Annotated in this window: 20 protein-coding genes; 2 read left to right on the plus strand and 18 right to left on the minus strand. The window is 41.3% G+C overall.

Annotation, left to right across the window (positions count from 1 at the left end; all coding sequences use genetic code 11):
* Positions 1-6: 6 nt before the first annotated feature.
* From ABVJ71_RS09755 to ABVJ71_RS09770, 4 genes are all read right to left on the minus strand, one after another.
* Positions 7-1,440: an aldehyde dehydrogenase family protein gene (locus ABVJ71_RS09755; protein WP_353853861.1), complete on the minus strand. Its 1,434-nt coding sequence runs from the start codon at positions 1,438-1,440 to the stop codon at positions 7-9.
* Complete coding sequence (locus ABVJ71_RS09760; RefSeq protein WP_353853862.1) at positions 1,437-2,294, minus strand: citryl-CoA lyase; 858 nt, start codon at positions 2,292-2,294, stop codon at positions 1,437-1,439. The genes ABVJ71_RS09755 and ABVJ71_RS09760 overlap by 4 nt, the downstream gene beginning before the upstream one ends.
* A gap of 327 nt (positions 2,295-2,621) precedes the next feature.
* A complete protein-coding gene (gene nadE, locus ABVJ71_RS09765; protein WP_353853863.1) occupies positions 2,622-3,443 on the minus strand; it encodes an ammonia-dependent NAD(+) synthetase in 822 nt (273 codons plus the stop codon).
* A gap of 194 nt (positions 3,444-3,637) precedes the next feature.
* Complete coding sequence (locus tag ABVJ71_RS09770) at positions 3,638-4,234, minus strand: urea carboxylase-associated family protein (protein ID WP_353853864.1); 597 nt, start codon at positions 4,232-4,234, stop codon at positions 3,638-3,640.
* Positions 4,235-4,313: 79 nt separating this feature from the next.
* On the opposite strand from ABVJ71_RS09770, the gene ABVJ71_RS09775 reads away from it, so the two are divergent.
* Positions 4,314-5,660, plus strand: coding sequence for an amino acid permease (locus ABVJ71_RS09775; protein ID WP_353853865.1), 1,347 nt, complete (start codon positions 4,314-4,316; stop codon positions 5,658-5,660).
* Here the strand turns inward: ABVJ71_RS09775 and ABVJ71_RS09780 are convergent.
* The 6 genes from ABVJ71_RS09780 to ABVJ71_RS09805 all read right to left on the minus strand — a co-directional run bounded on the left by ABVJ71_RS09780 (position 5,655) and on the right by ABVJ71_RS09805 (position 11,949).
* A complete protein-coding gene (locus tag ABVJ71_RS09780) occupies positions 5,655-6,413 on the minus strand; it encodes a YqcI/YcgG family protein (RefSeq protein ID WP_353853866.1) in 759 nt (252 codons plus the stop codon). The genes ABVJ71_RS09775 and ABVJ71_RS09780 overlap by 6 nt on opposite strands.
* A gap of 361 nt (positions 6,414-6,774) precedes the next feature.
* A complete protein-coding gene (locus ABVJ71_RS09785; protein ID WP_353853867.1) occupies positions 6,775-7,404 on the minus strand; it encodes a LysE family translocator in 630 nt (209 codons plus the stop codon).
* Positions 7,405-7,493: 89 nt separating this feature from the next.
* A complete protein-coding gene (locus ABVJ71_RS09790; protein WP_353853868.1) occupies positions 7,494-8,681 on the minus strand; it encodes an MFS transporter in 1,188 nt (395 codons plus the stop codon).
* Between the two features lie 55 nt (positions 8,682-8,736).
* Entirely contained in the window at positions 8,737-9,783 is a 1,047-nt protein-coding gene (locus tag ABVJ71_RS09795) for a Gfo/Idh/MocA family oxidoreductase (protein WP_353853869.1), read from the minus strand.
* Positions 9,780-10,646, minus strand: a complete 867-nt coding sequence (locus ABVJ71_RS09800) for an HAD-IIB family hydrolase (protein ID WP_353853870.1) — start codon at positions 10,644-10,646, stop codon at positions 9,780-9,782. The genes ABVJ71_RS09795 and ABVJ71_RS09800 overlap by 4 nt, the downstream gene beginning before the upstream one ends.
* The gene (locus ABVJ71_RS09805) at positions 10,621-11,949 is read right to left on the minus strand and encodes a DegT/DnrJ/EryC1/StrS family aminotransferase (RefSeq protein WP_353853871.1); all 1,329 of its coding nucleotides are present in this window, start codon (positions 11,947-11,949) and stop codon (positions 10,621-10,623) included. The genes ABVJ71_RS09800 and ABVJ71_RS09805 overlap by 26 nt, the downstream gene beginning before the upstream one ends.
* A gap of 109 nt (positions 11,950-12,058) precedes the next feature.
* Between ABVJ71_RS09805 and ABVJ71_RS09810 the strand changes: the two genes are divergently transcribed.
* On the plus strand, positions 12,059-13,048 hold the full coding sequence (locus tag ABVJ71_RS09810) for a LacI family DNA-binding transcriptional regulator (RefSeq protein WP_353853872.1): 990 nt from the start codon (positions 12,059-12,061) through the stop codon (positions 13,046-13,048).
* A gap of 67 nt (positions 13,049-13,115) precedes the next feature.
* Here ABVJ71_RS09810 and ABVJ71_RS09815 read toward each other — a convergent pair whose 3' ends face one another.
* The 8 genes from ABVJ71_RS09815 to ABVJ71_RS09850 form a co-directional block, all read right to left on the minus strand.
* A complete protein-coding gene (locus tag ABVJ71_RS09815) occupies positions 13,116-14,738 on the minus strand; it encodes an L-lactate permease (protein ID WP_353853873.1) in 1,623 nt (540 codons plus the stop codon).
* A gap of 43 nt (positions 14,739-14,781) precedes the next feature.
* Entirely contained in the window at positions 14,782-15,729 is a 948-nt protein-coding gene (locus tag ABVJ71_RS09820) for an L-lactate dehydrogenase (RefSeq protein WP_353853874.1), read from the minus strand.
* A 752-nt stretch (positions 15,730-16,481) separates the two neighbouring features.
* Complete coding sequence (locus tag ABVJ71_RS09825; protein ID WP_353856630.1) at positions 16,482-16,730, minus strand: DUF2651 family protein; 249 nt, start codon at positions 16,728-16,730, stop codon at positions 16,482-16,484.
* Between the two features lie 674 nt (positions 16,731-17,404).
* On the minus strand, positions 17,405-18,187 hold the full coding sequence (locus ABVJ71_RS09830; protein WP_353853875.1) for an alpha/beta hydrolase: 783 nt from the start codon (positions 18,185-18,187) through the stop codon (positions 17,405-17,407).
* 100 nt (positions 18,188-18,287) lie between these two features.
* Positions 18,288-19,169, minus strand: a complete 882-nt coding sequence (locus tag ABVJ71_RS09835; RefSeq protein WP_353853876.1) for a glycine betaine ABC transporter substrate-binding protein — start codon at positions 19,167-19,169, stop codon at positions 18,288-18,290.
* Positions 19,169-20,014, minus strand: a complete 846-nt coding sequence (gene opuAB, locus ABVJ71_RS09840) for a glycine/proline betaine ABC transporter permease subunit OpuAB (protein ID WP_353856631.1) — start codon at positions 20,012-20,014, stop codon at positions 19,169-19,171. The genes ABVJ71_RS09835 and opuAB overlap by 1 nt, the downstream gene beginning before the upstream one ends.
* A 10-nt stretch (positions 20,015-20,024) precedes the next feature.
* The gene (gene opuAA / locus ABVJ71_RS09845; RefSeq protein WP_353853877.1) at positions 20,025-21,290 is read right to left on the minus strand and encodes a glycine/proline betaine ABC transporter ATP-binding protein OpuAA; all 1,266 of its coding nucleotides are present in this window, start codon (positions 21,288-21,290) and stop codon (positions 20,025-20,027) included.
* A gap of 400 nt (positions 21,291-21,690) precedes the next feature.
* On the minus strand, positions 21,691-22,785 hold the full coding sequence (locus ABVJ71_RS09850) for a toxic anion resistance protein (RefSeq protein WP_353853878.1): 1,095 nt from the start codon (positions 22,783-22,785) through the stop codon (positions 21,691-21,693).
* Positions 22,786-22,788 lie beyond the last annotated feature (3 nt).

Consider the following 22,788-nt stretch of genomic DNA (forward strand, 5'->3'; position numbering starts at 1 on the left):
CCCCCTTCATATACCATTTGGGATGACGACCATTTTGGTTTCTGTCATTTCTTCAATGGCGAAACGTGGACCTTCTCTTCCAATACCGCTTCGCTTAATTCCGCCATATGGCCAATGATCTAATCTGAAATTCGACGTACCGTTGATGATCACACCCCCAGTTTCAAGTTCTTTCGCAACATGTAAAGCCACATCCAGCTGGTTCGTAAATATTCCAGCTTGCAGACCGAAGCGACTATCATTAGCTTCTTTGATCGCTTCATTGATGTCTTGATAAGGGAGAATGCTGACGACCGGACCAAACACTTCCTCACAAACGACCTTTGCCTGTTTCGGTGGGTTTAGTAAAATGGTCGGTCTGACACTCGCTCCATTCCTTTGTCCTCCAGATATGATCTGCGTGCCCATTTTCTCTGCTTCTTGTATCCAAGCTTCTACACGCTTTGCCGCTTGTACATCCACCATACAGCCAATATCACTTTTACTTGATAGCGGATCTCCGACAATGAGCTGTTCAACTTTTTCTTTTAGTCTGTCAGTAAATGACGTCAGAATTTGCTGATGAACATAAATTCTTTGTACGGAGATACAGCTTTGCCCGGAGTTACTAAAACCGGTTTTCGCACAAAGGGACGTTGCTTGTTCAATATCCGCATCATGGTGAACAATGGTGGCTCCATTTCCGCCGAGCTCAAGAAGCACTTTTTTCAATCCAGCAGATGTCGAAATATGTTCTCCGCCGACTGCCCCTCCAGTAAAAGAGACAAGATTGGTTCTTTCATCAGTGACTAACTGTCTCCCTGCTTCCACTCCTCCAATAATGAGCTGTAAGCCGTTTTCAGGAAATCCTGCTTCAAGCAGCAGTTTGACAAACGCTGTGGCTACAGCTGATGTTTGCGGGGCAGGCTTTAAAATAATGACATTTCCCGACGCAAACGCAGGGCCGACTTTATGACAGATTAAATTGAGCGGCGCATTAAAAGGGGTAATGGCTAATACGACACCGACTGGCACTTTAAATGTCATAGCCATTGCTCCCTGTCCACGGGATGATACATGACCAGGAATGGTCTCACCTATTAACCGATTGGCTTCTTCTGCTGATTGCTCTAATGTTTCAATGGATCGTGACACTTCATCTCGTGTGTTTTTGAGAGGTTTTCCTAATTCTAAAGAGATCAGTCTGGCAAAATACTCTTTCTGTTCTTCTAGCATAGCGGACGCCTTCTTTAAAACGATCGAACGTTCTAACGCCGAAATACTCGCTAATTGTTTTTTATTATGCTGTGCTAAGGAGAGTGCCTTTTCAATATCTTCTTTTGACGCTAAATAGGATGCACCGATCATCTCTCCAGAGTACGGATTGATGATTCTCTCCTGTAAGCGATTTGCTTCTAGCCATTCTCCCCCTACATATGATAACGCTCTCAATTCACTCAAATTCTCTCACTCTCCTTCAAATGGCGCGTCTCATGCCCTGTGTAACGAACGAGCCTTTCTTCATTTGGGCAAGGTCCCTTCACAAGAGCTCCTTTGATCAGCTCTTCGTAAGCATGCGCCACAATACCCATTCCTCTTGATAACGAGAAGATGCCTTTTGCGGCTTCAGCTGGGATGCTTAATTCACATTGAATAGCCGCTGATACGCCATCTATGTTCATCGTCATTTTTTTCCCCTTTATATTTTCCAGTTCATGCCTAATTGCTTCTGCTAAGCGCAAATAGACTCCGCTAATATCACCGTTTTGTACATATGTCTGACACAATTCATATAACCGTCTCACCCGTGGATCATCATCATGCAGTTGATGACCGATTCCTGGAATTTTGGCCTTACGGGTTAACCATGCCTGACATATTTGCTGTGCAGCAGACTTCACATTCTTGTTTTCATCGTAGATCGCTTTGGCTTCGTAGAGCATGCGCATTGCCTTTTCACCGGCACCTCCATGAATATCTCCTAATAAATTCACCCCTGTGGCTATAGCAGAGTTAAACGAAATGCCACAGGTGACAGACATTCTAGCTGCCGCAATAGACGGTGCTCTAGGCCCATGATCTGCACCAGCAACAAGAACACTTTCAAAAAGCTTTGCTTTGGGATCATCCAACAATTCACCAACAAGCAGTAAATAAAGCATTTGCGAATACGATAATTTACCAATGAGCTCTTCAATCGGATACCCTCGAAGCTCGATTGAATTTTTCTGAATATCACTAATCTCCGTCTCCCACCAAGCGCCTCCTTCTTTGTATAATTCCAGTGCACTTCGATTTTTCATTGTGTGAGTCATTCCTTTAGCATCTTAATTTGAGATGAAACAATCCTTTATTCCGTCTAGTGGAATTTAATTTCACTTTTTGGAATGTGGTTTCATTGTAAGCGTATTCTTTTTCATCGTCAATTGTTTTTTCTGAAAATACTGTTATTTTATCTTAAATTAAGTGAATCGAACTAATAAATACTTTATTTGATATAATCAAATATGCCCATTTTAGTCAAATAGACTTAAGTAGATCGTTCTACTTATTCAATGAACCATGACCTTCCCTGTCAAATTCTCATGAATATTTCGCATTAAAAAAACCCTCCATCTCTGGAGAGTCATTTTGTTCAATGATTATTTCCACCAGTCATCAAACATAGAAGCAGGCACTTGACGTTTATGCTCTGATTGAACATAACGTTTTTCAATGGCTTCTGCCGCTTGAGCTGAGACAGGCTTCCCTTCCAAGTAATCATCAATTTCATTGTACGTTATCCCAAGTTCTGTTTCATCCGTTTGCTGAGGTTTGTCATCAAGCAAATCGGCTGTTGGTTTCTTTAAATAAAGTCGTTCCGGTGCTTGAAGTGCTTCTAGCAGACTGCGACCTTGTCGTTTTGTGAGACCTGTCAGCGGAAGAACATCCGCCCCGCCATCGCCATACTTCGTGAAGAAACCGGTCACAGCTTCTGCTGCATGATCTGTGCCGATCACAAGCAACCCTTCCTGTCCACCGATCGCATACTGCGCAATCATTCGCATTCTTGCTTTGACATTGCCTTTATGAAAGTCGGATAGTGTATCGTTTGTTTCTTTTTGATATTGGTCACTAAATGCCGTAACTGCAGGCTCAATATTATATTTCCATGATTTATCTGGCTGAATAAATGATAGCGCCAACTGGGCATCCTCTTCATCTTGCTGCTTCCCATGCGGCAAACGAACCGCAATAAAGACTGCCTCTTCTTTTCCTTCCTGTCGCAGCTCTTCTACAGCAATCTGAGTCAGACGACCAGCAAGTGTAGAATCCTGACCGCCGCTAATCCCAAGGACGAACCCTTTTGCACCGGTTTTTTTCAAGTACTCTTTCAGAAATCCAACCCGTTTTTGAATCTCCTGCTTCGGGTCAATTGAGGGCTGTACATGTAACTCTTGGCTGATTTTTTTTTGCAAACTCATACATTCTTCCTCCTAAGCATCCTCTACATGAAGAGAACAGGTTTTACTCTCAATTTAATTGGATTTACATCAATTTTAGAGTCTTTATTATATCATGATTTGTTGATACATATTTTTTAGACGTTCCCTTTTTCATCCATGACCAAACTTTTTCAAGCAAAAGAGACCAAGTTCTTTCGTGACTGGCCTTTCGTTTAATCAATTTCAACGCGTATGGATGTACAGCTTGACCCATTACACTTGCCAATATCAGCAGGGCATGCTGAAACCGCAACAATGAGGTCCATTTCCGCACGCAAGCGAATGTAGTCGCCGGGCATCGATTTTGGTGTCTCCACAGAAAGCTTGCCTTTTTCATCAATTACTGTATTCATAAATGCATTAAAAGGATAGTACATATCCTCCTTCGGAATACCAAAAGGCTCAAAGGCTGTACGTAAATTATCATAGCATGTATGCATGACCTCTAAGTGCGTTCTGCCGTATAATAACTGATACATTTCTTTCCTGCAGGCAGGCATGTATAGGTCATGGCATTCTACTGTATCTTCTATTACAGTAAACATTGGCTTATATAAATTTGAGTAGAGCTTATCGCCCTTTTTCACCTTAGATGAGAACAGACTGTCCATTGTCGCGCCTTGATCAAACTTTTCATAAAAATCCTTCGCATGATAAGCCATGACATCAGCTACTTGCTGACCTTCAATATCCACAACTCTGATACACTGACCTTTACCTAATCGAAATCCTTGCCCGTCTTTTGGTAAAATGACGTATTCTCCATTCATCTCAGGCACCCCTTTCATTGACAGTATGCCCAAAATGTCACCTTGATCATGTATAAAAAAAACAGCCGGTCACAAGCTAATGTCATCGAAATGGAAAGGTGTTGCACGTACATTGAAAGAAAAATCTTTATCTTGGTGGCAGCTTTCGTTGATTGGAGTGGGCTGTACAATTGGCACCGGCTTTTTCCTCGGGTCCAGCATTGCCATTACAAAGTCAGGTTATTCCGTATGTATTTCATTTTTGCTTGCAGCGATTGGCACATATATTGTCTTTAAACATTTAGCCGCTATGACGGCTGATACCCCAGATAAAGGGTCCTTTTGTTCATATGCTCGTAAAGCGTATGGTCGCTGGGCAGGCTTTAGTAATGGCTGGGTGTATTGGTTTTCAGAAATGCTGATTACAGGGAGTCAGCTTACGGCGATTTCACTTTTTACACGCCACTGGTTTCCATCCATCCCGCTCTGGGTGTTCTCTGCAATTTACTCTGCTCTCGCCCTGTTAGTGATTATAATCGGTCTCTCTTCTTTTCAAAAGACAGAAAATGTTCTTGCGGTGTTAAAGACCGGTGCTATCTTGCTGTTTATGATTCTTGCCGTCCTTGTCCTATGCGGCATCCTCACAGATCATAAGCCGACTCTGCACCTGCCAAACAAAGATCATGAATGGATGCCACTTGGTCCGCTCGGTCTTTGGAATGGGCTCATTTATGCGTTTTATGCATTTGGCGGTATTGAAGTCATGGGGCTCATGGCCGTTCATTTAAAAAACCCTAAGGATGCAGCAAAATCTGGACGCATCATGCTACTTATTCTAGCGATCATTTATATTGTCTCCATTGGACTTGCTTTACTGCTTGTCCCTGTGACGGCATTTAACGAGAACAGCAGTCCATTTATTACATCATTAGAGCCATTTCACTTGTCCATCTTTCTCCATGTGTTTAATGGCATTTTCATTATTGCAGGTTTTTCTACATTGGTGGCCTCGCTTTATGCCGTCACCACACTGCTTGGCACGATGTCGGAGCATCAAGATGCCCCCGCTTGTTTTAAACAAAAAGACCCATCTCATGTCAGATGGTCCTCTATTTTATTAACAGCTGCTGGCTTGATTGTCTCGATCTTGCTTGCACTCTTTTTGTCCAAGCATATATACGAGCATCTGACAACAGCTGCCGGTCTTACGCTTTTGTACACATGGGTGTTTATCCTGTTCTCAAGTAAAAAGCTGTCAAAGCCGTCCATTCGCCAAACCTGTGAAATGATTCTTGCACTGCTCTTAATAGGGGCAGCCGTTTCAGGCACATTGACAGAGGCAAGCGGACGACCTGGCTTTTTTATCAGCCTTGGGATCATTGCAGTGATCGCCATCATGGTGCTATTCATGAGGAGAAAGTGGAATCAGGAGCAAACCGAATCATAATTTCATCATGTTTTTTATTGCAGTAAATGGACATTTGGCGGAGGCTGGTTTCTCCGCCTCTTCATCTGGCAGGAAATATTGCTTCCACTCATGATTTGTTGGGTCACCGTACCATTTTAAAGCAGGGTGTACATCTACTTGATCATACGCCTTGAGTCGCTTGCGGACGAGCTGGCTCATTTTTTGCCCAAACGTGGTCGAGCCATTCATTTTCTCAAACACCCACCTTGGCTGAAAAGCCATCAATACATATGGGAAATGACGGCTTTTCCTTAGCTGATGAGCAGGCGTCGAGCACAAAATAAAATACGCTTCTCCATGAAAGCAAAACTCCCATTTATGATGATGAGGGTCTGTCGGGATTTCTTCAGGCCATTTGACTTCATCCTTTTGGTGTAATCGTTGAAGCAATGACCAGAACTGATTCTCAAACTCTTCAATCGGGCTTTCATTCAAATCCTGCGGTGTTTCAAAAAAGCAGATGAATGAAGCATATTGACCCGTTTGCCGTGCACAGCTTTGATAATCCCTTAACAGCTCTGCAAGCTCATTCACAGCGTCATCCCCCCGCGGATCACCTACAAACCCATAACGCAAATGATCTAGAAAAAATCCCTGTCTACCTGGTACACAGGGGAATGTATCTGCCTCATCACCTACCATCTCTCCAAATTTTATGAAAGCATCTTGCTCCCAATCTTCTAGCGATCGCAGATTTTGATCAAGGTAACTTTTTGCATACAGTTGGGCCATTTCCTTTCACCTCATTTTAAGCGTCTTCTCTATAGCCTATGAGGGAGAAAAACTGTCGTGACTGTCCTGCATTTACTTTTTCATTGATCAAAAGAGCAGGAAGTTGGCTTCCTAAATCACTAGAAGATGAAAACACTATGTTTTTTTTTGATAAAAAAAACATAACTCCATAATGCCAAATTATGGTGAATACATACAGCGAATGTCAATTACAACACAAAAACAGACCGTTCTTGTCAATTGTCCCGTGATGTCAGATATGATTCCAACGTCACGGGGCTATTCAAGTTCGTCTGTTTTCCTCATCAATGATGTCATTTGTTTGATCCTTCATCGCGGCAAAATGCTCTCCGCAATCCTCCTATCCAAACAAGGCCATGATACCTTGATAGCCAAAATATGCCCCGAAGCCCAGTAAGGATAGACCTGCAAGAACAGATAAGCTATACAGGACGCGTTCACTCAAATAGCGTCTAAATGTACTTGCCAGTAATGCCATAAAGAAATCCCATATGAGCATCCCGATAAAAATGGCCATACTATAGATAAGCATTTGCGATGCCCCGTACTTTTCAATGGTATTCGCTAAAATACTTCCATAAATCCCAAGCCAAAATAAAATACTGAGCGGGTTGGAAAGTGAGATGAAAAACCCAGTCATAAACGATTGTCCGATCGACGTGTTTCCCCCGTCCTTCTTTGGACTATCCTGTAAATGAATTTTACGTAGGCTTTCAATGCCTGTATAGGTGAGAACAAAGAAGCCGAACAGCCATAAAAAGGTCTTCACAAGAGGTGCGGTCAAAAGCTGGGCGACACCAAAATAAATGAGGAGCATATACACAATATCCGCTGCCATGGCTCCCACACCAAAAATCCACGCATGCCAAAATCCACTTTTAATGCCTCTGTCTATTTGGGCTGCATTGACTGGCCCAACAGGTGCTGAAAGTGACAACCCTAAGAAAATATAACCAAAAAACACAGTCACATACACGTCCTCCTTTTGATGCTAACTTGTACATGTTATTCATAAGATTCGTGCTTTAGTACAAGTCCTGCAAAAAAGGAAAAAGCAGATTATCCATCTGCTTTGAACATAGAATGTTGATCTAAAACGTCCCCTTTTTTCCTAAAGCGATTCATTTGGATGGCAGCGGCAAACAAAAGAACAGCTAAAAAGGAAAAAACAAGAATCGCACTTGCAGCACCTGCCCATTCGAGACTAAAGCCGATTAGAAATGACAAGCACGCTCCGCCTAAACTAGCTGCGGCAATAAAATAACTCGTCGCCTCGTCGATGGCATTTTCAATCATTAATGCGGATGCGGTCAGCGCAATTGGAAACATGCCTGATGCACATAAGCCAATGAGAAAGATGAGAAGAAGCTGCACCGTTGTGTGTGTTGTGAGTGCAAATGCAATGAGCAGCAGGATCATGGAAGCTGCGCTCAGCTTCAAAAAACGCAAAGGATGCAGCTGGTCTGCTTTTTTCGCAATGATGGAGCGGCCGATGACAATCGCAGTCCAAAAGGTGGATACAGCTAAGAGGCTCCATGTGTCTCCCCCTTTTTCCAGCATAATGGACGGCAAAAAGTTAGCAAAGTTCGTTTCAATACCTGCATAGAAAAAGGCAAAGCAAGTCATGAGCACAACAATCATTCGATTGTTTCGATCAAAAAGCAAGGACGTTTTCTTGCCCCCGAGAGTAGGAGCAGGCATCTGCCCCTTTGGCCATTTACGAATAAAGACAAGCCAAAGAACAAGGAAAAACGTGAGAGCAGCTACCTGAAATAAAAACACATAATGCCACGTCTGCTCTGTGACAGTGAGCAGGATGAGAAGCGGGAATAAAAGCGCACCTAAGCCAAAAAAGACTTCCATGATACTAATACGTTTTGCACTATTTTCCATTGAAATCACATACGCTCCGGCCGTTGTTTCCATACTGCCCGCACCACTTCCCAGAAGAAAACCCGCCACTACAAGTGTTGTCCAGTTCGGCACTAGCCACCCAAGAAGAAGTGATACAATCATTAGCATGAGTCCCATTGTCAAAGTAGCACCGTATCCTTTTTTTCGGACAAGAATCGGTGATAAAAGAACACCCGTCAAAAAGCCAATAAACTGAAAAAAAATTAAAGAAGATAATTCCCCAGGACCCTTATCATAAGCAGACAATAAATAAGGGGTTAAGCTACCAAAAAACACATGAATGGTCCCTATAAAAAAGTAAAAAACACATCCGAAATCAAACACTTTTTTCATTTTTTCACTTCCTTTAAAAAGGAGCGGAGTCATGGATATACTCCGCCCCATATCATTAAAATGCGCTGGTAGAAACGTCAGCTTCTTCCTTCTCAAAACATGTATTTAAAGCCGCTTGCGTACGATAACCATCCTCGAAATCAGCCACTTTCATATGGGATGGATATGAAGGTGTATTGACCCAATGCATCAATTGATCACGAAATGTATCCGCCCATCCGTAAAATTCGTTTGGTGGATCTGTGAGAAGGGTTTGTGGCATTTGATGATGTTCTACACTCAAGCCATCACTGATTTCATATTCATTTTTCATATTCGTATGGTATTTAAACACCTTGTCATGACCAATGACTTCTACACTAAATCCACATTCCTGAGGCTGCGAGCTTTTGGACGTCACCAAATGGAAGAAAACATGATTCTCCATTTGCCCAAAAATCTCAGTATGATCATCGACCTGCACTTTTTTCTCTTCTTTTTCTTTTACATGCGTCAACATCTTCGTATTAAGGGAGTCGCTTTTCATCTCACTGCCAAACAAGTACCACAGCATGTCAATCAGGTGGATACCTAGATCGCCTAATGCACCGCTTGTACGCAAGCTCTCACCGCTATCTCTCCATGAAAATGTCTTTTTGCGTAGCGCACTATTTTTCTTAAAATGTGTCCTGACAGTTAAAATGTGTCCCAGTTCACCATTGGCAATCAAGTTCTTCAAAATATTTACAAAGGATAAATAACGGTAGTTAAAGCCCATACTTGCTTGCACCTGGAATTCCTTGGAAGTCTCTACCATTTCCTTTGCTTCTTTCAACGAAACAGCCATTGGCTTCTCGCACAAAATAGGTTGTCCCGTTCTCAATGCTTGCAGGGCGTGGTCTTTGTGACAAAAATTAGGGGAGGCAATAATCAGTCCATCTGATGCTTCAGCCAATGTCTCGATGCTTTGATACACCCGTCCACCGTATTGCTTAATGAAGCCTTGTGCGACGGATTCGTGCAGATCGTAGACTCCGGATAATTCTGCACCTTTGATCGTTGATAACGCTCGTGCATGTGCTTTTGCAATATTCCCTGCTCCAACAATTCCAATTTTCTTCATGAATGCGCCTCCTCATGTTTATACATCACTGTTTTCAATGTTTCATAGATTCCTTTTGCATATCCATGATGACAAATTTGATGATGGTGCCGCTTGGCCTCGGCAGTTGCGTTTTGGACAAGGTAACCGTGGGTAACAGATTGAAGCATCCGCAAATCGTTTCCACTATCACCAAAGGCAAATCCACGATCTTCAGGGAGATCATATCGGCTTAGCATAAACCGGACAATTTCATCCTTACCAGTACCAATTGGTAAAAAATCGATATCGTAACAATCTTCAGGATCACCTGCAAGCGGATTGCATTTGTTAATGTTGACAGCCACGCCACGCTCTTTGGCAAGTGTTTGAATGAATGATAGATGATGCAGATCTGTTCGTTCATCCTGCTCCTGATAATAGAAATTTCTCTTATATCTTGAACTACCAAGCTGTGTTTGCGGTCTAAGTGTCATCCCTTTTTCACGAACGGTTTGTAAGATGGCGTCAATCTTTTCCTCTGAGAAGCCCTGCTGATCTAATCGCTTAGCCCATTCTACATCAGGCTCTCCAAAATGCTCTTTCGATGTATAAACAATCTCAGTCCCTAAATTTGAAGCAATAAAATGAGGGAACTGACTGAATCTGCCCTTTTCCATTTTGCTCGTGACAGAATCTAGGCTGCTTCCCGTCACCCAGCCCATCATCAACTGTCCTGCCTCGCTTTTTTCCGCTACAAACGCTTCTAAACGTTCTACATCCTCCCTTTGTTCCTTAGTCATACGGTGAGAATAATAGGTTTCATCAAAGTCACAGAAGACGATCCATTTCGGGTTTTTTGGCTGAGACAGCAATTTTTTACTGAACGGAAGATTTGATAACATGATGAACCCCCTTAATGACTTTCTCCTGATCTTGCAGGGGCATTCCTGGGTAAAGCGGTAAATGGAGCAACTGCTGTGCAGCTTTTTCCGTATGTGGAAGCGTCGTTTGTTTATATTTCTTAGATACAAGGTTCGTTTGATGCTGATGTGACAGAATCGGATAATAAACATCCGTCTCAATGCCATAGACGTCTAGTAATTGCTTGGCGATCTCATCTCGATCCCCTTTGAGCACTCTGATAGGAAATAGATGCCATACATGATCATCTGTCAGCTTTGGAAGCTTGATATATCCATCTTGTTCGAGTGCTTGCAACTGTTCAATATATTGTTTTGCTAAGTAAAAACGCTTGAAATTATGCAGCCCTAAATACTTCATTCGTTCTAATCCGATAGCTGCCTGTAAATTATCTATTTTTGCATTAAAGCCAAAGTCACTGCGCTTCATATTCTTTTTTCCAGATTCAAAGCCGTGATAGCTGATCTCTATGCATTTTTCCGCAAGAGCTTCATCATTTGTAGCAATGGCTCCAGCCTTACCGCAAACTCCTAAATTTTTGTAAGGATTAAAACTGAGAACAAGTCCATCTCCGAATGCTCCGAGCCCGCTGCTACCAATGGCCTGACAGCCATCCTCGATGATTTTCAGTCCATGTGTCTTAGCAACAGCAGAGATGGCTCCCATATCCGCTTGCTTTCCATATAAATGAACTGGGAGAATGCAGACCGTTTTTTCTGTGATATGTTTCTCGATTTCACTTGCAGCTAAGCAGTAGGATTCTGGATCGATATCGGCATATACCGGAACGGCACCAATAGCGAGCACCGCATTTTCCGTTGCGGCAAAGCTGTTAGCAGGCAGGATGACCTCATCTCCAGGATGGACCCCCGCTGATATAAGACTGATCATGAGGGCATCTGTCCCACTTGAAGTGGCAATGACATACTTTATCCCTAAGTAATCAGCCAAGTTTTTTTCAAACAATGGGATGTATGGACCTGACGTAAAACGGCCAGAGCTCAACACTTCTTTCAACACCTGCATAATATCATCTATCTCATCCTCTGAAATGAGCTTATCAACAGGCAGGAACGGTATCTTTTTTTCCTTATTTTGTTTATAATGGAAGAGAATTTTTTCCAATCCAACTTGCTCAATATCTTGCTCAAGGAACGCTACCAGCTTTTCATTTGCCAGATTCTTTTCAACCAAATCAGACTTTACTTGAACACCTTGATTGATCATATCCAGCAAAGGTAGATAATCCTTGCTTTTACCTGATATCTTCGTCAATATTTGCATTCGATTCCCTCCAATTAATCAATTCCATTTGTTAAAATTTAACTTGATTCACATTGTAAATGATGATATCGATTTCAGAACAATAACTTTGTGTAAAGGATTTGTTAATATGTGTACAATTTATGAAATTGCCAAGCGCTGTGGGGTATCAACGACCACCGTTTCTAGAGTGCTCAACCATCATCCATATGTGTCAGAGGAAAAGCGGCAGCATATTTTACAAGTGATGAAGGAAATGGAATATACACCAAGTTCAGCGGCCCGCACCCTTCGTTCACATCAGACAAAGACCATTGCTGTGTCTGTACCATCTGTGGACCATCCTTTTTTTGCCCAATTGATAAAAGGGATATCAAAGGAAGCACTGGATCAAGGGTATAAAGCTATCGTGCTCCAGACGTTTTACCAAGAATCCTTAGAGCTGGAAGGGCTTCAATTACTAAAAAGAAAAGAAGTAGACGGCGTCATACTAGGGGCATTAGAAAATACGTGGAAAAAAATCGAGCCATTTTTAACGAATGGCCCAATTGTAATGGCCAACGAATATCATCAAACAGCAGATATCCCGATTATCGGATACGATGAGCGTGAAGCCACCTACAAAGCTGTTGATTATTTAATCAAGTCTGGACGTCGATCGATTGGATTTTGTTTTGATACGGAAAGCAGTGAAGCACAGAAGCAAAGAAGACAAGGCTACCTTGATGCTCTTACTTCACATGGCTTGCAATTAAAGGAAGAATGGCTTTTTGGTGAGGCTTTTACAATTGAAGATGGATTTCGCTTAATGGACAAGATTCACGATATGACGGAATCACCCGATGCGATTTTCACCGGCAATGATCAAGTGGCAGCAGGTCTCATTAAACAGGCCATCTCATATGGCTATCATGTTCCAAAAGACTTGGCCGTCATCGGCTATGACAATCAAGACATTTGTGAAGTCACGGCTCCAACGATTACAACAATTGATATTCCGATCGTAGAGCTTGGTCAGCGGTCTGTACAGCAGATGATCCAGCTACTGCAAGAGAAAAAGCCATTGCAGCGTGAATATATTCAGCTCCCTACCCGGCTCATTACAAGAGAATCTACATAATCAAAAAAGACTGAGAGGGGATCATACTAGACGCATCTCAGTCTTTCTTTGAAACCTTTTTATGAAACTATCTCAATTGAGCAAGAATGAATGTCCAAATACACACGACGGCGAGCAAGATAAAGCTGTATTTTACCGTCTTTTTAAAGAGTTCTGATTCTTTACCCGTTTCACCAACAGCGGCTGTTGCAATGGCGATAGACTGTGGAGAAATTAGTTTCGCCATAACACCGCCGGTTGTATTAGCACCGATTAACAGACTTGCCTGTGATCCGATTTGAGAAGCAGTCACCGCTTGAAGGTTACCAAATAAGGCATTGTTACTCACAACAGATCCTGTGATAAATACACCAATCCATCCAAGCACTGGGCTGACAAGCGGGAACAGATCGCCTGTTTTCGCAAGGGCAAGACCGATCGCAGAGCTAAGTCCTGCAAAGTTGGCTAAGTTGGCAAAGCCCATGACAAAACAAATTGTGAGAACAGGTACCCAAAGTTCTTTCACTGCTGCTTTTAAGCAAGCAGCACCTTCTTTTAATTGAATCTGTCTGCTAAACAATCCAGTCAGCATGACAGCAATGAGAATGGCTGTACCTGTTGCACTGATCACATCAATCTTAAAGACCGCATCAATCGGTGTTTCTGTTTGTGCAATCGGCGGTAATTTGACGACTTGCTGATGAAGAAATGGCATTTTCACCAAGATAGTCGTCCAGTTCAGCGGCCCTCCAACTGCAAATAAGGCTTTAAATGCTGGTAAGCTCCAAACCGTAATCACCGCTGTTAAGATATAAAACGGAGACCATGCCTTGAGCACCTCAACACCACGATACGTTTGTTTTGGTTCAAGTGCTAGTGAGCCTTCTTCACGATAAATATTCGTCGGCTGCCATTTACGAAGGAATAAAGCCAAGATTCCCATACTTGCCAAAGCTGATATTATGTTGGCAAGCTCAGGACCCATAGTAACCATGGTGACAGCTTGCAAGATCGCATAACTTCCACTGACAACAAGCAAAGCCGGCCATGTTTCTTTGATCCCTTTGATGCCATCTACAATCAGTATGAGTAAAAAAGGGATACAGAAAGAGATAAACGGAATCGTATACACGAGGGTTTGAGATAAAGCAAGCGGCGTCATATTCCCCATTTGTGCACCTGTAATGACTGGGATTCCAACTGCGCCAAATGCACCAGATGCTGCATTTGCAATTAAGCAGAGCATCGCTGCTTTCAGCGGTTTAAAGCCAAGTTCAGTTAACAAGGCGGCACTGATGGCAATTGGAACGCCAAACCCAGCCGCACCTTCTAAAAATGCGTTAAAACTAAAACCAATGAATAAGAGCTGAAGACGCTGATCTTGAGAAATTCCTGCTATACTAGAACGAATGATATCAAACTTCCCAGATCGTACAGCAATTTTATACAGCCATACGGCCATGATCACAATATATCCAATCGGCCAGAGCCCGTTAGAGATACCGAGCAACACAGCGGAAAATGCCTTTTCGATTGGCATATGAAAAAAGAAAACCGCTGTTACAAAACTGACGATCAAGGTAAAACAAGCGGATAACACGCCTTTTAACTTAAAAACGGTTAATGCGAGCAAAAAAAATAAAATCGGAAGCATTGCCACCAATGCACTTACGAACTCATTACCAAACGGATCATATATTTGCTGCCACATTTTGATTCATCCTTTTCTACTCAAGTTGGTTTCAATTCATTGATTAAAAGTGCGGAGCCAATATGTCTTTTAAAACATGAACACTGCGTGTGAACTGCTCTTTTTCAGTGTCATTCAATGCAAGCTCCATCACTTTTGTTGCACCATTGCGGTTCACAAAGGCAGGTACACCAATGTATACATCTTCTGCACCGTACTCTCCGTCTAAATATGCGCTGACTGTCAGGATACTATTTTCATTGTGCAAGATGGCTTTTGTGATACGTGCCAGACTCATCGCTACACCGTAGTAGGTCGCACCCTTTTTCTCAATGATTTGATAGGCAGCATGGCGGACATTTTCCATGATGTCCTCTAAATCTTCTTGCTTGTATTGATCATTTCTCTTCAATAATTCTGTAATGGGCACACTTCCAATATTCGCATGACTCCAAACGGCTAGCTCTGTATCTCCGTGTTCTCCAATGATGTATGCATGCACATTGTGAGCGGCTGCTTCAAAATACTCACTCAGCATATATCTCAATCTTGCTGTATCAAGCGTTGTTCCACTTCCAATTACTCGCTCTTTTGGAAGACCACTGAATTTCCATGTCGCATAAGTCAAAATATCTACTGGATTTGTAGCGACTAAGAAAATCCCATCAAATCCGCTTTTCATCACATTTTCTACAATGCCTTTGAAAATGTTTAAATTCCTTTCTACAAGATCAAGTCTTGTTTCACCGGGCTTTTGGTTCGCTCCAGCACAGATACAAACAATATCTGCATCCTGACAATCCTCATAATCCCCATACCACGTATTCACAGGATGCGGGGCAAAAGCTTTACCATGATTCAAATCCATGACGTCTCCCATTGCTTTATCCTGATTGAGATCAATGACAACCAATTCATCTGTGATCGCTTGATTTATTAAAGTAAAGGCATAACTGCTGCCGACGAAACCTGCTCCAATAAGTGCTACTTTGTTGACTTTTTCGTTTGTCATGTTTCCACATCCTCCTGAGTAAAAACTCGGTTGTTATTTTTGTGAAATACTTCACATTCATATTGTGCAATACTTCACAAACTTTTTCAAGAGAGTTGCTCAAAATAAATATGTTGCGTTTTTGTGAACACTCCTTATTATGGTTTCAATCAGCATTCTCCATACATATATTCATCAAAAAACTGCCGAATCACCATCGGCAGCTTCATCATGTTTAGTAAGGTCCCCAGTTGATCATTGGGTTAAAGCAGTTGGTTCCCCTCCTCCCAAGCATGACTGCTTCTACCGCTACCTGTCTAGTAAAAGAAATAAGACAAGAAGGCTTCTTTTATTTGTTTAAATAGCAGCGTGTTCAGCGATAATTGTATTCCAAGGCATGTGTTGTATCTCCTTTCATTAAGGATTACTGCCATTTTGTCCATTTGCCAGAAGCTACATCATAGGCATTTCCTTGATTCCTTATGAATGGGAACAGGTTTTTTTATCCAGAAAGGGCTTTAGTTTGAGAAACGCAAATTTTAAGTTAATTTTAATTATCCTTTTCGTATCATTTATTTGTGAACTCATGACATTTATGTTAGAAAGAAAATTCAATATTTTATCATGGGAGTTTTTTCTACATTTTAGTATTTGTTTTAAAAAAGCTATTGAAAGGGAAATTTTAACCCCCCTTATTGAGAAGGGGGGTTAAAAAGGTTTATTTTTGTTGCGTTATTAGAGCTATATATAAGGGAACACAAGCTTTTAAATAACTATGCTTTTTTATAACGATTTGAAATATATCGTAAAATTTTTGTTATTACAGATGTGCACATGCTTAAAAAAGTTACAATTGCTACCCAATACATATTTGATATGTCGAACCCAGTGTAGGCAAATATGAAGATGGTCGATGTTATAAATGTGATCATGAGTACCACATAGACCTTCTTAAAGATTAAATAGCCGATCATCCCCCAAGCCAAATACAATAATGGCAATGTAAATAAGACAAGAGCCATGGGTTGAAGATAATGTAAGTTAATATACTCCACTCTCCTCCACAGTTATTTTATGACTTCCAAGCTTATCATTTCCCAATCAGATTTTAGCGATATCTCTTTAGCGTCTTTACTTTCAATATTGTATTCAATCATTCCATTTCTTATCTCTATCAGACATCTTGACCAATGCGAATACCTTGCCATCTAAAATCTTAACCTATTCTAAATGTTCATTATCTGATTTTAAATTAAGTGGAATCCTTTCAGAAGATATCTACTTGAGGTCTCTGTCAAATGTCTTGACTTCTCCTTCATAGGGACTATTGTAGATAGTGAAACCATCGTCCATGACGATCTTTTTTTTTCTTATCGATAGTTTTTTACTATCAACATCATCTTAAAACGGCTATTTCTTCTGATTTTTTCGTTCCTCAGCAGCTCTCATTACCATTAAAGCGGATACATTAAATCCTCTGGCTGGTCATGATCGACCGAATCATCCGTTTCAAATCCTTGCTTTTCCCATAAAACTGACGTTGTAAATCAGCACATCACTGGTTTGATCTTACAATACTTCAAACATAAAGGGAATATGGGATTGGCTTGATAAATCGATTTTCAGCCAAATCTTCAGCCCCCCTGTCATCCATTTTCAAACTGCTAGGCTTTCTTCTTCAGAAAGAAGTTCCTAGTCATGACTGCCCCTTTTTTTGCCTGATTTCCCTCAATTCTGCGGGCAAATCACGCCCCTCCACAAAGCAAGTGACCATTTCAGTAAAAAGTTCTATCTTTTCAAAGGGAAATGTGTGCCCAATGTTTGGAATGATGACTCCTGTTGCTCTAGGGTGTGCGTTTGTTAATTGTTTCGCTGATCGTTGCATGATGCCTCTTTCTTTTTCTCCCACTGTGACGAGAATACGTGCCTTCGCTTGTTGGAAGGTCTTCGGGAGCTTGTAATGAAGATTTTCTCGAAACATCGTTTGAAGGGTTTCCTTTAACAAATGTTTAGAATCATTTACATAGTGATTCACTGCACTGCTTGGAATTCCTAGTTTCTCAGCTTGAAGCTGAATAAACCAATCCTTTTTTAGCAGCGGGTACGTAAGAGGTAAAATGGGTTTGACGAGCAGGTAGAGCCATGGTAAAGGGATGACAAGGGCACTATTGATCACTGCAATATCCACTAAATCCGGCTTCCTAGATAAAATGTCAACGACGATCTGCGCACCAAGCGAGAAGCCAACTAGAATAATCACTTGGCCATGCGCCTGTTGCTCGATCCAAGAGATAATTTCATAGGCACTTTCCCTCATCGAAAAAGGCTGTACATTTGCCCTTGTCCCACGACCTATTAAATCAGGAGTGTAGCACTCGTACGCTTCATTCAATTTCTCGACCTGTTCCTTCCACATCCAGCTACTAACCCCTCCGCCATGCAAGAACATCATCATTGGTTTACGATCTATCGACAACACATCCACCATCCTTATATATAAGAAAAAAGCAGCCGCTTTTGAGCAGACTGCTTTTTTCCATATGCTCCCTTCTATTATAAAGGAGTCATCATATAGTTGGCTATTTTTTCAAATCTTCTATTGAATTTACATTCTTCATATAGGTCGGAACAACCAGACCCATTCGAAGACCCTTCATGCTTGTACCGAGGTCATCATATTTGCCTTTAAACTTTGCTGCATACGCTTTATGCGTATTCGGCAGCCATGCGGATAATGACGCATCTGCACTTCCGGTTGCAATTGCTGTCCACATCGGACCTGCTTCAACCTGAGTCAAAGTTACTTTAAAACCAAGTTCACGAAGTACTTCAGCCGCTACATTGGTACTTGCAATCTCACTATCCCACGCTACATAGGCTAGATTGATTTTTTCACCATTTGACTTTTTCACGCCTTTTGTCCATTTAGCGACTTGATCTTTATGCTTTTTCACATATTTGATGGCCGCATCCTTTGGTTTGACACCATCTTGGATGTCAATCATCACTTCCCCCATATCATCCTGAGACCATTTAAACTGACTGAGCATTTTAGCCGCGTCTGGATGATCGTTCGCAAATCCTTTACGTGAGATGGTATGAATTTCTTCCTCTTCACCGTATGATTTCTTCGGATCATCTAAATATTTCAAATCAAAGCGGGAAAACATCCAGTGTGGATTCCAGCCAGTGATAATAATTGGCTTTTTACGGTCGTATGCTTTCTTCAATGTCGCTGTCATTGCCGCACTTGACGCAGAAACAATCGTCCAATCCTCTAGGTTATAATCTTTTTTCGCTTGGTCCGTCAGTGTCATAATCCCTGAACCTGGATCAATCCCAATAATGGTTTTATTGACCTGCTGTGCAGCACTTGCATTGGAGTCTGTTTGTGCTCCACAAGCGGCTAGTAAAAAGACAAGCAGGGCGGTTATCCCAATGTAGATGAACTTTTTCCACATTAAGCATTCCCCCTGTTTTTTTTCACTTTTATGTTTTGTGTAATACGATCAAGTGTAATTGCAACAATAACAATGGCGATCCCAGCTTCAAAACCAATACCTGTTTTCAGTTGCGTCACCGCACTGTATACTTCTGAACCAAGTCCTGGCGCACCAACCATTGCGGCGATTACAACCATTGACAGGGCAAGCATGATACTTTGATTAATCCCAGCTAGAATGGTTTTTGTTGCAAGTGGAAGCTGGACTTTGAATAAACGCTGGAATGTTGTTGAACCAAACGCTTCTGTCGCTTCAATTAAATCTGCCGGTACTTGTTTAATCCCGAGAATCGTCATACGAATCGTTGGCGGCATGGAGAAAATAACAGATGCCACAACTCCAGGAACGACCCCAATGTTAAAGAAGAAGATCGCCGGTAATAGATAGACGAACGCCGGCATTGTCTGCATTAAATCTAAAATCGGTGTCACAATTTTACGCACTGTTTCTTGCTGAGAAGCCCAGATTCCAATTGGAACTCCAATCACAATCGAAATAATAACGGCTGTCACAACGAGTGCGAGCGTTTGAAGCATTGGCTGCCAGTATCCTAAATAGTCGATCAGCAAAAACCCAATAAGTGTAAAAAGAGCAACTCCTCTTGTACTGATCCACCATGCAAGCCCTGCAAAAATCAATGTTAAAATAATAGATGGAATGACACCAAGCACTGAAACAATACCGTTAACAGTTCCTGCTAAACCATTTGTAATACCATCAAAAAAACCACCAAAGGTTAATGTTAACCAGTCAACAAACTGATCGATATAATCCGCAAATGGTATTCTAGGTAAATCACTCATACTAAACATTTTATTCTACCTCCTGTGCAGAAGGCTCTTGTGCTTTGACTTCCTCTTGGTTGTCGGACATGTTGATGTACTCATCATTACCTGATAAAGCACCAATCAATGCACCTCTTACCACAATACCCTTCATTCTGTTTTTCTCGTCTACAACAGCAATTGGAATATTTGTCGCATCAGATACAGCATCGAAAATCTCTGTCAAATACGTAGACTCCAATACCGTTGTGAATTCTTTATCAAGAACAGTTTCAAGCGACATACCCTCTTCTGCCGCTTTTTTTGCTGCTCGTGCAGAAATAACACCTAATAAATGCTTTTTCTTGTCTACGGCGTAAATAGAAGAAATCCCAAGATTCTTCATCAGCATCAAGGCAACACGTGCCCCTTTGTCGATTTGAACTGTTTCTGCACGTTTCATAATATGACCAGCGGTTAATACTTTAGAAAGGTCAACATCTTCAACGAAACGTTCTACATATTCGTTAGAAGGATTCATAAGGATCTCTTCTGGTGTACCAATTTGAACGATATTTCCGTCCTTCATAAGAACAATGCGATCGCCGATACGAAGCGCTTCATCTAAATCATGGGTGATGAAAACAATCGTTTTTCCTACAGATGTATGAAGATCTAGCAATTCATCCTGCATGTCTTTACGAATTAATGGATCGAGTGCGCTGAATGCTTCATCCATTAATAAAATATCAGGGTCATTTGCAAGTGCACGTGCCAATCCTACACGCTGCTGCATACCACCACTTAATTGATTAGGATACTGATCTTCAAAGCCTTCAAGTCCAACAAGCTTTAAAGATTCAAGCGCTTTTTGCCGACGCTTTTCTTTGTCCACACCTTGCAATTCAAGTCCGTATTCAGTGTTTTCTAGAATTGTACGATGCGGGAACAATGCAAAGTTTTGGAAGACCATACTGATCTTCTTCCGTCTGACTTCACGCAATTGATCCTTTGACATATTTGTTATCATATCCCCATCAATATAAATTTCCCCGGAGGTTGGTTCGATTAACCTATTTAGCATCCGCACAAGTGTGGACTTTCCGCTCCCTGATAGCCCCATGATGACAAATATCTCTCCGTCATATACATCAAAATTTGCTCGATTGACACCAACTGTTGCGCCGGTCTCTTTTAGGATTTCTCTTTTTGTCTTCCCTTGTTCAAGCATTTGAGATGCTTTTTTCGCATTTTTACCGAAAATTTTAGATACATTATTTATCTTGATCTTGATGTTTTTCTCTTCAGAATTCATTTTTTCCCTCCAAATTAGCATCTTTATAACCGTAACATAATCGTCATGATGCGAACAATCTTTAGAATTCGCTTATTTCAGCACAATATGTATGAATTCCATTTTGATGGCAGGTGATTAGAGATCATACGCCGTTTTACTCTTAAATCCTATAGATTGCTTCAAAAACTACATATTTTGCGGGGTATTTTCTCTTATCAGTCAATATTTTATCTAACATTTCTTATTGTGCTAAAAAACAAGTCGAATGCTTTCGACACTGGACTTTCACATCCATGAATGAACCATTCCCTGAACAAGATTTACCCGAAAATGGTCACATAAAAACCTATTTCACTCAAATTTTAATGATTTCAACAAATAAGCTGTCTGCAACTATAGTTACAGACAGCTTATGTTCTTAGGACTCTAGTGCAGCACGCTTAATGCGATCTTGAAGTTCAAGGATCCGTTTTGTGCCTTCTTCTCTTAATCGTTTGTTTTCATCTTCGATCTGTTTTGTTTCTTTCATTCCTTGTACAATTGTATTAAAAGATGATTCAATGGTCTCAATGTCGATGCTTGGACGACCAGATAATTTGGCAATCTCAACACTTTGACTCGAGATATTTTCAGCATTTCTTTTGAGCATTTCATTCGTTCTTCTGTCTAGCTCACTCATAGATTCAGCCACAAGCTTTTGTCTTTTAGCAGTGACAGCTTGAATAATTCCATTTTTGAAAATTGGAATAGTAATAATAAAGGCTGAGTTGATCTTCCCGATCAATTTTGTGTTACCACGCTGTAGCAAACGAATTTGTGGTGCCGTTTGAAGGGCCACCATCCGAGCCATATCAAGGTCATACACACGTTCTTCAAGCGCCTGAATGCCGTTACGGAGCGTATCAAGTTCCATTTGTGCCAGTTGATTCCCACTAGCAGCCTTTTCCTCATAAGACGGAAGCAATTGCTTTAATTCCTCGATTTTCATTTGACCGGCAACCACATACTTTTCAAGCTCCAAATAGTATTGAATGTTACGCTCATACATCTCTTCAAGAGTCACCGTGGACTTGGTCATTTCGTCCTTATATTTACTGATTTCTACATTAATTTTTTCAATTTCTGCACCAAGCGTTTGATATTTACTGAAAATCTTTTCAATCATGCTGCCGCCACGCTTAAAGATTTTTGACAATAAACCTCCTTTTGGTTCGTCAAAATCATTTTTATCAAAGCGATCCATAATTTTCCCCAGTTGTGTGAGCATTGTGCCAGAATCTGTTACACTCGTTGAACGCATCATGGATAGAATACGATCAGAGAATTTTGAGATTTCTACAGCTGGCTGTTTTCCGTATTCAAGAAGCTCTAGCTGATTTTTGACATCAATTTGCTTCGCCATATTTTGCACCTCTGGTTCGTTGCGAAGCTGAATACGAATGTCATCCGCTTTCTCAATACTAATTTCTTCTTTATCAATTGAAATGATGTCATTTCCGTTTGTATTTGTCATAAG

This window comes from Bacillus sp. Bos-x628 (genome assembly GCF_040500475.1).
Taxonomy (GTDB): domain Bacteria; phylum Bacillota; class Bacilli; order Bacillales; family Bacillaceae; genus Bacillus; species Bacillus maqinnsis.

Coding starts and splice junctions, on each gene's coding strand:
- ABVJ71_RS09780 (WP_353853866.1), bottom strand. CDS start 6,413: ATGGCCCAACTGTATGCAAAAAGTTACCTTGATCAAAATCTGCGATCG.
- ABVJ71_RS09805 (WP_353853871.1), bottom strand. CDS start 11,949: ATGCAAATATTGACGAAGATATCAGGTAAAAGCAAGGATTATCTACCT.
- ABVJ71_RS09810 (WP_353853872.1), top strand. CDS start 12,059: ATGTGTACAATTTATGAAATTGCCAAGCGCTGTGGGGTATCAACGACC.
- ABVJ71_RS09795 (WP_353853869.1), bottom strand. CDS start 9,783: ATGAAGAAAATTGGAATTGTTGGAGCAGGGAATATTGCAAAAGCACAT.
- ABVJ71_RS09850 (WP_353853878.1), bottom strand. CDS start 22,785: ATGACAAATACAAACGGAAATGACATCATTTCAATTGATAAAGAAGAA.
- opuAA (WP_353853877.1), bottom strand. CDS start 21,290: ATGAATTCTGAAGAGAAAAACATCAAGATCAAGATAAATAATGTATCT.
- ABVJ71_RS09770 (WP_353853864.1), bottom strand. CDS start 4,234: ATGAATGGAGAATACGTCATTTTACCAAAAGACGGGCAAGGATTTCGA.
- ABVJ71_RS09835 (WP_353853876.1), bottom strand. CDS start 19,169: ATGTGGAAAAAGTTCATCTACATTGGGATAACCGCCCTGCTTGTCTTT.
- ABVJ71_RS09775 (WP_353853865.1), top strand. CDS start 4,314: ATGTCATCGAAATGGAAAGGTGTTGCACGTACATTGAAAGAAAAATCT.
- ABVJ71_RS09760 (WP_353853862.1), bottom strand. CDS start 2,294: ATGACTCACACAATGAAAAATCGAAGTGCACTGGAATTATACAAAGAA.
- nadE (WP_353853863.1), bottom strand. CDS start 3,443: ATGAGTTTGCAAAAAAAAATCAGCCAAGAGTTACATGTACAGCCCTCA.
- ABVJ71_RS09790 (WP_353853868.1), bottom strand. CDS start 8,681: ATGAAAAAAGTGTTTGATTTCGGATGTGTTTTTTACTTTTTTATAGGG.
- ABVJ71_RS09815 (WP_353853873.1), bottom strand. CDS start 14,738: ATGTGGCAGCAAATATATGATCCGTTTGGTAATGAGTTCGTAAGTGCA.
- opuAB (WP_353856631.1), bottom strand. CDS start 20,014: ATGAGTGATTTACCTAGAATACCATTTGCGGATTATATCGATCAGTTT.
- ABVJ71_RS09800 (WP_353853870.1), bottom strand. CDS start 10,646: ATGTTATCAAATCTTCCGTTCAGTAAAAAATTGCTGTCTCAGCCAAAA.
- ABVJ71_RS09825 (WP_353856630.1), bottom strand. CDS start 16,730: ATGGCTCTTGTCTTATTTACATTGCCATTATTGTATTTGGCTTGGGGG.
- ABVJ71_RS09820 (WP_353853874.1), bottom strand. CDS start 15,729: ATGACAAACGAAAAAGTCAACAAAGTAGCACTTATTGGAGCAGGTTTC.